Annotated in this window: 8 protein-coding genes (1 of these 8 cut by a window edge); 7 read left to right on the top strand and 1 reads right to left on the bottom strand. The window is 45.9% G+C overall.

Features of this window, described 5'->3' with window-relative positions:
* The 6 genes from dnaA (at position 1) to gyrB (ending at position 6,312) form a co-directional block, all read left to right on the top strand.
* Complete coding sequence (dnaA, locus tag ACH59B_RS00005; RefSeq protein ID WP_013368644.1) at positions 1-1,347, top strand: chromosomal replication initiator protein DnaA; 1,347 nt, start codon at positions 1-3, stop codon at positions 1,345-1,347.
* Positions 1,348-1,533: 186 nt separating this feature from the next.
* Positions 1,534-2,676, top strand: coding sequence for a DNA polymerase III subunit beta (gene dnaN / locus ACH59B_RS00010; RefSeq protein ID WP_016822441.1), 1,143 nt, complete (start codon positions 1,534-1,536; stop codon positions 2,674-2,676).
* A 37-nt stretch (positions 2,677-2,713) separates the two neighbouring features.
* Positions 2,714-2,932, top strand: a complete 219-nt coding sequence (yaaA, locus tag ACH59B_RS00015) for a S4 domain-containing protein YaaA (protein ID WP_016822440.1) — start codon at positions 2,714-2,716, stop codon at positions 2,930-2,932.
* 54 nt (positions 2,933-2,986) lie between these two features.
* Positions 2,987-4,102 carry a DNA replication/repair protein RecF gene (gene recF / locus ACH59B_RS00020; protein ID WP_045244810.1) on the top strand — a complete coding sequence of 372 codons (1,116 nt, stop codon included), beginning with the start codon at positions 2,987-2,989 and terminating at the stop codon, positions 4,100-4,102.
* A gap of 16 nt (positions 4,103-4,118) precedes the next feature.
* Positions 4,119-4,370 carry an extracellular matrix regulator RemB gene (gene remB / locus ACH59B_RS00025; RefSeq protein WP_007433255.1) on the top strand — a complete coding sequence of 84 codons (252 nt, stop codon included), beginning with the start codon at positions 4,119-4,121 and terminating at the stop codon, positions 4,368-4,370.
* 31 nt (positions 4,371-4,401) lie between these two features.
* Positions 4,402-6,312, top strand: coding sequence for a DNA topoisomerase (ATP-hydrolyzing) subunit B (gyrB, locus tag ACH59B_RS00030; protein WP_404303036.1), 1,911 nt, complete (start codon positions 4,402-4,404; stop codon positions 6,310-6,312).
* A gap of 141 nt (positions 6,313-6,453) precedes the next feature.
* On the opposite strand, the gene ACH59B_RS00035 is transcribed toward gyrB, so the two are convergent.
* Positions 6,454-7,281: a YheC/YheD family protein gene (locus ACH59B_RS00035; RefSeq protein ID WP_016822437.1), complete on the bottom strand. Its 828-nt coding sequence runs from the start codon at positions 7,279-7,281 to the stop codon at positions 6,454-6,456.
* Between the two features lie 467 nt (positions 7,282-7,748).
* On the opposite strand from ACH59B_RS00035, the gene gyrA reads away from it, so the two are divergent.
* A protein-coding gene (gene gyrA, locus ACH59B_RS00040) for a DNA gyrase subunit A (protein ID WP_016822436.1) crosses the window boundary here: on the top strand, positions 7,749-10,000 show its 5' portion. It continues 313 nt past the right edge of the window; the window shows 2,252 of its 2,565 coding nt (coding positions 1-2,252); it begins with the start codon at positions 7,749-7,751; the stop codon falls past the right edge of the window.

Here is a 10,000-nt window from a genome sequence, read left to right on the forward strand (position 1 = left end):
GTGGACAGCCATACCTCTGAACTATGGCAGCAAATTCTATCCATCATACAAACCAAGCTGAGTAAGCCGAGTTACGACACTTGGTTTAAGGCTACCAAGGCAGCGAAACTAAATGACCACTCCATTGTGATTTCTGCACCGACAACTTTTGCCGTGGAATGGCTTGAAAGCCGCTATACCAAGTTAGTCGGAGCAACGGTTTATGAGATTTTGGGCAAACATTTAGAGGTCAAGTTCGTTATTGAAGAGAACAAGCCCGCCGAGGTCGACCTTCAGCAACAACCTCAGCAGCAGCCGGTCGTTCAAGAAGAAGCTGTATCCCATATGCTGAATCCCAAATATACATTCGATACATTTGTCATTGGATCGGGGAACCGTTTTGCCCACGCGGCATCGCTGGCCGTCGCCGAGGCGCCGGCCAAAGCTTACAATCCGCTGTTTCTATACGGTGGTGTAGGTCTGGGGAAAACGCATCTGATGCATGCTATCGGACACTATATTTTGGAGCATAATCCGACCAGCAAGGTCGTTTATTTATCGTCGGAGAAGTTTACGAACGAGTTCATTAATGCCATCAGGGACAACCGCGGAGAGAGTTTCCGGAATAAATATCGCAACATTGATATTTTGCTCATTGATGATATTCAATTCATTGCGGGCAAGGAATCAACGCAAGAGGAATTTTTCCATACGTTCAACGCGCTTCATGAGGAACGCAAGCAGATTATAATCTCAAGCGATCGGCCGCCTAAAGAAATTCCAACGCTGGAAGAACGGCTGCGCTCTCGCTTCGAGTGGGGACTTATTACGGATATTCAACCGCCGGATTTGGAGACGAGAATTGCTATTCTTCGGAAAAAGGCGCGGGCAGAAAACCTGGATATTCCTAATGAGGCCATGATGTATATCGCGAATCAAATTGATACAAATATCCGCGAGCTGGAGGGGGCGCTCATTCGCGTTGTCGCTTATTCTTCCTTAACCAATCAGGATGTATCAAGCCATCTCGCGGCTGAGGCGTTAAAGGATATTATCCCATCCAGCCGTCCAAAAATGATCACGATTCAGGATATACAGCATCAAGTCGGGGAATTTTATAATCTACGGCTAGAGGATTTTAAAGCGCGTAAGCGGACGAAGGCTGTAGCTTTTCCACGGCAGATTGCCATGTATCTTTCCCGTGAGCTAACCGACTATTCCTTGCCGAAAATCGGCGAAGCTTTTGGTGGACGTGATCACACGACTGTCATTCATGCGCACGAAAAAATCTCCAAATCCATTCAAGTGGATCAGGATCTATTTAAAGTTATCAACAACCTAATAGAAAAAATCAAAAATCCAACCTGAACAAGTTCAGAGCCTATACACAATTTATACACATGTGGATAGGCTTGATTTTATTAGGGTTACAGATAGTTATCCACATATTCAGTGCGCCTATTACTATTACTAATATATTTTAAAGATATACATCACCTATATAAGGCCCGCGTCAACGCGTGCTTGCAGGATTAAAACCCGTAGGAGGAACTTATGAAGATTAGCATTCTGAAAAACGTTTTGAACGAGGCTATACAACATGTATCCAAAGCGATATCCAGTCGGACCACCATTCCAATTCTGAGTGGTATTAAGCTGGATGTGAATCACCAGGGAGTCACACTGACCGCCAGCGATACAGACATCTCTATTCAATCCTTTATTCCGATGGAGGATGGTGACCAAACTGTCGTTCAGATCGAACAACCTGGCAGTGTAGTGCTGCCCGCTAAATTCTTTGTCGAAATTATTAAAAAGTTGCCGTCTCAGGAGATCCGCATGGAGGTAAAAGACCAATTCCAAACCTTTATCTCATCCGGTGCTACTGAAATTCAAATCGTTGGTTTGGACCCTGAGGAATTCCCGGTGCTTCCCAACATTGAAGAAAATCAAGTCATCTCTGTGCCAGGTGATTTGCTTAAAAATATGATTAAACAGACGGTATTCTCCATCTCTACCCATGAAACGACACCTATTTTGACGGGTGTATTGTGGAATCTGGCTGAGGGTGAATTGAAATTTGTCGCCACGGACCGCCACCGCCTTGCCACCCGCAGCGCTCATTTGGAGACTTCCGAAGGCTTGCGTTTTAGCAATGTTGTCATTGCAGGTAAAACGCTCAATGAGCTGAGCAGAATTATTCCGGATCAAAATATGCTTGTGGATATCGTCGTAGCGGACAATCAGGTATTATTTAAGGTGGATCGCGTGTTATTTTATTCCCGCATCTTGGATGGCACCTATCCTGATACTTCTAGAATTATTCCGACTTCCTACAAAACAGAACTGGTTGTGGACACAAAAAGTTTGAGCGAGTCTATTGACCGTGCTTATTTGTTGTCCCGTGAGGAAAAAACGAATATTGTAAAAATGCAATCGTTGGAAAACGGTGATCTAGAGATTTCCTCCAGCTCATCTGAACTTGGTAAAGTGCGTGAGGAAGTAAATGTGTCTAAATTTGAGGGAGAGCCACTCAAAATCTCGTTCAACTCCAAATATATGCTCGACGTGCTGAAGGTGATTGACAGCGAGCAGCTGACGATTGCTTTTACTGGCATTATGAGCCCCATTATTTTAAAACCGGCAGATTCCAGCAATGCGCTGTACATCATCCTGCCATATCGCACAACCAACTAGCGTCACCCACCCGAACAAGCGAAAGGATGAACAGGCCTTGAAACCAATATCTATACAGACCGAATACATCAAGCTTGATCAATTTTTGAAATTAGCCGATTGTGTATCCACAGGAGGCATGGCTAAAGCCCTGCTGCAGGAGGGACAAGTCCGCGTTAATGGTGAGCCAGAAGAACGTCGGGGGAGAAAATTGTACCCAGGCGATACTGTAGAAGTAGAGGACATTGGACGTTTCGAGGTTACGGCAGGAGCATGATCGCCTGAACGGCAAGGACTCCTTTTAGGTGCGGAATAACAAGGGGGACCCTATGTGTTTGTGAACAACATTGTTTTGCAGCAGTACCGGAACTATCAACAGTTGGAGCTGAATGAATTCGGGCCCGTTAATTTGCTGATCGGACAAAATGCGCAAGGCAAAACGAATCTGGTTGAGGCGATTTTTGTATTGGCTTTGACTAAAAGTCACCGAACGTCCCGCGATAAGGAATTAATTTCTTTCGGGGCTACTTCCACCCATCTAGCTGCCGATGTGGATAAAAAATACGGGAAAATCAGATTGGATCTCTCGTTATCCACACAAGGCAAAAAAGCAAAGATCAACGGGCTAGAGCAGCGAAAGCTGAGCGATTTTATCGGTTCGTTAAACGTGGTCATGTTTGCGCCCGAGGATCTGGAAATTGTCAAAGGAACACCGGGGGTTCGCCGCCGGTTTCTTGACATGGAAATCGGACAGGTTGCGCCAGGATATTTGTATCATTTGCAGCAATATCAGAAAGTGCTGGTTCAGCGAAATAATCTGCTCAAGCAAGCTTGGGGTAAAGATATGGCGTCCGTGCAGCTGATGCTGGAGGTATGGGATGAGCAACTTGTTGAGCATGGTGTTAAAATTGTAAAAAAGCGGAAACAATTTATAACAAAGCTACAAAAGTGGGCCCAAGCCATTCATGAAGGGATTGCAGGGGGGACAGAAGAGTTAAAATTAACCTATGTTCCCTCCTTCGGTGAGCCAGAGGAAGAAGATGAAGCTGTCTTATTGGAGCGATTTATGATAAAGTTATCCCAAATGAGGGAACAGGAAATCCGCCGTGGCATGACTTTGGCGGGACCCCATCGTGATGATTTGGCCTTTGCCATTAACGGCAGAGAAGTGCATACGTATGGCTCTCAGGGGCAGCAGCGGACGACGGCCCTGTCTTTGAAGCTGGCCGAAATAGAATTAATTCATGAGGAAATTGGGGAGTATCCTATCCTGCTGCTGGATGATGTGTTGTCCGAGCTGGATCCCTATCGTCAGACTCAACTGATCGAGACTTTCCAAAGCAAGGTACAGACCTTTATCACGGCAACCGGGATTGAGACGTTGAACGCAGAACGACTTAAGGGTGCCCATATTTATCACGTCCACGACGGGCATGTGGAACACTAAGGAGTGAGTGACTGCTATGTATATTCATCTGGGTGGAGAAAAGATCATCCGCTCGTCCGAGCTTGTGGCTATTTTCGATATCTCGATTGAAAAATCCTCTAAAATCTCCAAACAATACGTGAACCACGCCCAACAGCAAAAGCATGTCGAGATGATTGGCGAAGAGGAAGCCAAGTCCATCGTAGTGACTCAGAATACGGTGTATTATTCCCCCATCTCCTCAACAACACTCAAAAAGCGGGCAAACCAGTTTGTTGCCAATGCTTAACCATAGAAATCTATAGAAGTAGGTGAAAGGCATGTCTATGAATCAACCGTCTTATGATGCGGGCGAGATTCAGGTCCTCGAAGGCCTGGAAGCGGTTCGGAAACGTCCCGGGATGTATATTGGCTCCACGAGCGCCAAGGGGCTCCATCATCTGGTCTGGGAAGTTGTGGACAACAGTATTGACGAAGCGCTGGCGGGTTATTGTAACAGCATTCAAGTTGTCGTTCACAAAGATAATAGCATTACCGTTACAGATAACGGCCGCGGTATTCCGGTAAGTGAACACGCCAAAATGAAAAAATCAGCGCTGGAAGTCGTAATGACCGTACTTCACGCAGGTGGTAAATTCGGAGGCGGAGGGTACAAGGTGTCTGGTGGTCTGCACGGGGTTGGTGTATCCGTGGTGAACGCGCTCTCCAGCAAAATGATTGTTCATGTTAAACGGGATGGACATGTATATGAGCAGGAATACCATCGTGGTGCTCCACAGTATGATGTCAGAGTCATCGGTGACACTGAAGAGACAGGTACCCAAACGACCTTCTATCCGGACGAACAAATCTTTACCGAAACGACCGTATATGACTATGATACGCTGCAGACGCGGATTCGTGAGCTGGCTTTCTTGAACAAAGGCATTGCAATTAGCTTGACCGATGAACGGACAGGCGCCAGCGATACATTCCACTATGAGGGTGGAATCAGTGAGTATGTGCAGTTTCTGAATCAAAAAAGAGAAGCCCTGCATGAACAGCCGATTTATGTCGAAGGCTTTCGTGACATGATTCAAGTCGAAGTTGCATTGCAATATAACGACAGCTATACCGAGAATATTTATTCTTTCGCCAACAATATCAATACTCATGAGGGTGGAACTCATGAATCAGGTTTCAAGAGTGCATTAACCCGGATTATTAACGATTATGCACGCAAAAATGGCTTGATTAAGGACAACAATGCCAATTTGACTGGTGACGATGTACGCGAAGGTTTGACAGCGATTATCTCCGTCAAAATTCCTGAACCACAGTTTGAGGGTCAGACTAAAACAAAGCTTGGCAACAGTGAAGTTCGAGGAATTGTCGAGTCCCTGTTCGCAGAGAAGCTTCAGGAATTTCTGGAGGAGAACCCGTCCGTCTCCCGCCGTGTAGTTGATAAATCGTTACAAGCAGCTCGTGCCCGGGAAGCAGCACGCAAAGCGCGTGAACTTACACGTCGCAAAAGTGCGCTGGAAATCAGTTCGCTCCCAGGTAAGCTGGCGGATTGCTCCTCTAAGGATGCTTCGATCAGTGAACTGTACATCGTCGAAGGTGACTCAGCAGGGGGATCGGCCAAGCAGGGGCGTGATCGTCACTTTCAAGCGATTTTGCCAATTCGCGGTAAGATCCTGAATGTGGAAAAGGCACGCTTGGACCGTATTTTGTCCAGTGATGAAATACGGTCAATGGTAACAGCAATGGGTACAGGGATTGGAGATGATTTTGACATCAGCAAAGCCCGTTACCACAAGGTTATTATCATGACAGATGCCGATGTCGATGGTGCTCATATTCGCACATTGTTGCTGACATTCTTCTATCGCTACATGCGCAAAATCATTGATGCAGGCTATATATACATTGCTCAGCCACCACTATTCAAAGTTGAGCGTAACAAAGTTGTGCGTTATGCGAACTCTGAAGCGGAACGTGACGAGATCATCAAGGAATTTGGAGAAAATGCGAAGTACAATGTACAGCGCTATAAAGGTTTGGGTGAGATGAATGCGACCCAACTTTGGGAAACCACGATGGACCCAGAGAGCCGTACAATGCTGCAGGTAACTGTCAGTGACGCGATGCTGGCTGATACACTGTTCAATACCTTAATGGGTGACAATGTAGAGCCTCGCCGTGACTTTATCCAAGAACATGCGAAGTACGTGAAAAACCTAGATTTCTAATGTGTGTTATTCCATCCTGATGGCTATGTTATCTGTTCATTAGGGTTGTATAAGCAAGAGTGTACAAGGGGCGCCCAAATGGGCGTCCCTTTTCTTGTCATTAACCAGCCCGGATGGATTTGAATATTTAATTTCAATGTTTTAGGCCTTTTTCTTAGAGCGTACAGGTTTACCTGTGGATGCCGTATACCGGCCGTAGCCTACTGCATATCTGAATATTTTATGATAGAGGCTTTTATTTGGGAGGGAAGCGAACACTTTGATGGCTGGTCTTGTATTGACCTCCAAAATCCATGGATAGTTTTGCTGGTCCAATCCCACATCTAACCCGATTTCCCTTAAACGAGGGTATCTTTTTTGTAGCTGCCAGGCTACTCGCTCGCCCATTTTCGATAATTTTTGCTCCAGTCGTACGGCTTCCTTTACATCCATATATGGAGCCACCAGTTCATTGAAAAAACGCGTTGTCCCACCGCTGTGATGATTGGTGACGACTTTGTCAGGAGCAGCTACACGTCCTACAATAAGCGTTGTTTCCCAGTGATGTCTCAAGTTCATCTGGGTCAATACCCTCAGATCGAAGGGACGGGCTTCATGCTGAAGAAGAGGAATTCCGCGCTGTATCAGATATGGACGTTTCTTTATACGTGAAGAAACCACCCTATGCAGCTCATCCAGGCTTTCAAAGGTGAGGATATCTACTTCATAGCGAAGTACATACCAAGTTCTCTCCTCGATGATTCCTTCTTCTGTCGGCGGAAGCTGCTCTGTCTGCCTTTCTGCACGCATAACCCCTTTGCCATAGGTACCATTATCCGGCTTAATATAGACAGTTCCATACACCGCCAACATTTCATTCAGATGCTCAAACGTGTACAAACGTGTTTCCGGTATATAAGCGGCCAATGTCGGATGGGGAAGAATGGCATTTGTTTTGGCCCACTTACTGGATACTCGCTGAATAGACAAGTATTCTCATCCCTTTCTTTTCGAATTATGAGTTCATGTACCTGGAATTCACACCCTTTAACAAAACAAGGGAAACTAAAGGACAAGCGCGTAAAACAATGATATAATAGAGAAATACGGCGTTTTTCGGAATTTTGCTAAGTAGAACCCTGACCGTATACGTATTGTATGTGGAAAAGGCCCTTAGGGTGGGGGCTAATCCCCAGTTCAGGGGAATTTGTTATAATCAGGGCTTGTAAGTTGTACAAGAAAATAGCAATCTGCTACAGGCAGAAGGGGAATGACGAGGGTTTTACGCTGTAAAGAGGACAAATGCGTTTAATTGTGCTCTTTTTGTGAAAGTAATATAATTATACAGATGAGGATTTCAGCCAAAATCCTGCGCAAGGAGCGGAGTATATAGGCAGTGTCTTGTTAGGCTTTTCACATAGAGAGCGCTGTATTGAAGGATGAGAAGGAGGACCAGCATGGCGGATCAAAATAACTCGCAAATCATCAATAGGGATATCGGAGTGGAAATGCGCGAATCCTTTATGGATTATGCCATGAGTATTATTGTTAGCCGTGCCTTGCCTGATGTGCGGGACGGACTGAAGCCGGTACACCGTCGTATTCTGTACGCGATGTCCGAGCTAGGCATGTCGCCAGATAAGCCTTATAAAAAATCGGCAAGAATCGTCGGTGAAGTTATCGGTAAGTATCACCCTCATGGTGATACGGCTGTATATGATACGATGGTGCGGATGGCGCAGGATTTTTCCTTGCGTTATATGTTGGTGGATGGACACGGTAACTTTGGCTCCGTGGATGGAGATATGGCAGCAGCAATGCGTTACACTGAAGCACGGCTGTCCAAGATTGCCATGGAAATGCTCCGTGATTTGAACAAAGAGACCGTTGATTTTATGCCTAACTACGATGGTGAAGAGAACGAGCCTGTCGTATTGCCTGCACGTTATCCTAACTTGCTGGTTAACGGTGTCGGCGGGATTGCAGTTGGTATGGCAACCAACATTCCTCCGCATAACTTGGGAGAGGTTATTGATGGTGTACAAGCACTGATCGAAAACCCTGACATTACGCCGATGGAACTTATGGACTACATTCAAGGCCCCGATTTCCCAACAGCAGGTTATATCTTAGGTCGCTCAGGCATTCGTCAAGCGTACCAGACTGGCCGCGGATCTGTGACCATGCGTGCAAAGACCACCATAGAGGAGATTGGCAATAAAGCACGGATTATCGTGCATGAGCTGCCTTACCAAGTGAATAAGGCTCGTCTGGTCGAGAAAATTGCTGAACTAGTACGTGACAAGCGTATTGAGGGCATTACGGATCTTCGCGATGAATCCGACCGTACGGGTATGCGTATTGTGATCGAGTTGCGTAGAGATGTGAACCCGAACGTCGTTCTGAATAATTTGTTTAAACATACGGCCATGCAGTCCAATTTCGGTATCAATATGCTTGCGATTGTAAACAATGAGCCGAAGATTTTGAACCTGAAAGATGTCTTGTATTATTATCTCAAGCATCAGGTTGAGGTTATTCGTCGTCGGACAGAATTTGATCTGAAAAAAGCCGAAGCTAGAGCACACATTCTGGAAGGCTTGCGTATTGCTCTTGACCATCTGGACGAAGTTATTTCCTTGATTCGTTCTTCCCAAACTGCAGAAGCAGCCCGTGAAGGACTGATTGAGCGTTTCTCGCTGACTCTTGAGCAGGCTCAGGCTATTCTCGATATGCGTCTGCAACGCTTAACCGGTTTGGAACGTGAGAAGATCGAGAACGAATATAACGAGCTAATTCAAAAGATAATGGAATACCGCGAAATTTTGGCGAATGAGCATCTGGTACTCAATATCATTAGCGAAGAGCTGAATGAGTTGAAAGGACGCTTCGCCGATGAACGTCGCACTGAAATTACAGTGGGTGAAGAGAGTATTCTGGATGAGGATCTCATTCCGCGTGAAGACGTTATTATTACTGTAACCCATACTGGATATATCAAACGCCTCCCTGTTACTACGTATCGCAGTCAAAAACGCGGTGGTCGTGGTGTAGTAGGTATGGATACCAAAGATGAGGACTTCGTAGAGCATCTGTTCATTACGAATTCACATCATCATTTGTTATTCTTTACGGACAAGGGCAAGGTATACCGGATTAAGGCCTATGAGATTCCGGATTTAAGCCGGACAGCTCGGGGGACACCGATTATTAACCTGATTCAGATTGAGCAGGGTGAGTCGATCAATGCAGTAATTCCAATTGAGGAATTTGTGGAGGATAGTTATCTATTCTTTGCGACCCAGCATGGGATTATTAAGAAAACACCTCTTGATGACTATGCGAATATCCGCAAAGGCGGCCTAATTGCCATTAACTTGCGTGAAGATGACGCCCTGATCGAAGTGAAGCTGACTGATGGGCAGCAGGAAATGATTATCGGTACAGCACAAGGTATGTCTATCCGTTTCCCTGAAAGTGACGTACGATCTATGGGGCGTAGCGCTACAGGAGTTAAAGGGATTAGTCTTGACGAAAGCGATGCTGTAATCGGCATGGATATCGTCAATACCGACCTGGATATTCTGATCGTAACGGCCAAGGGTTATGGCAAACGTACCCCTGCTGTGGATTATCGTATCCAGAGCCGTGGAGGCAAGGGGATCAAGACGATTAACGTTACCGATAAAAATGGTCCAGTGGTCGGCCT

This window comes from Paenibacillus sp. DP01, assembly GCF_044784315.1.
GTDB lineage: Bacteria > Bacillota > Bacilli > Paenibacillales > Paenibacillaceae > Paenibacillus > Paenibacillus polymyxa.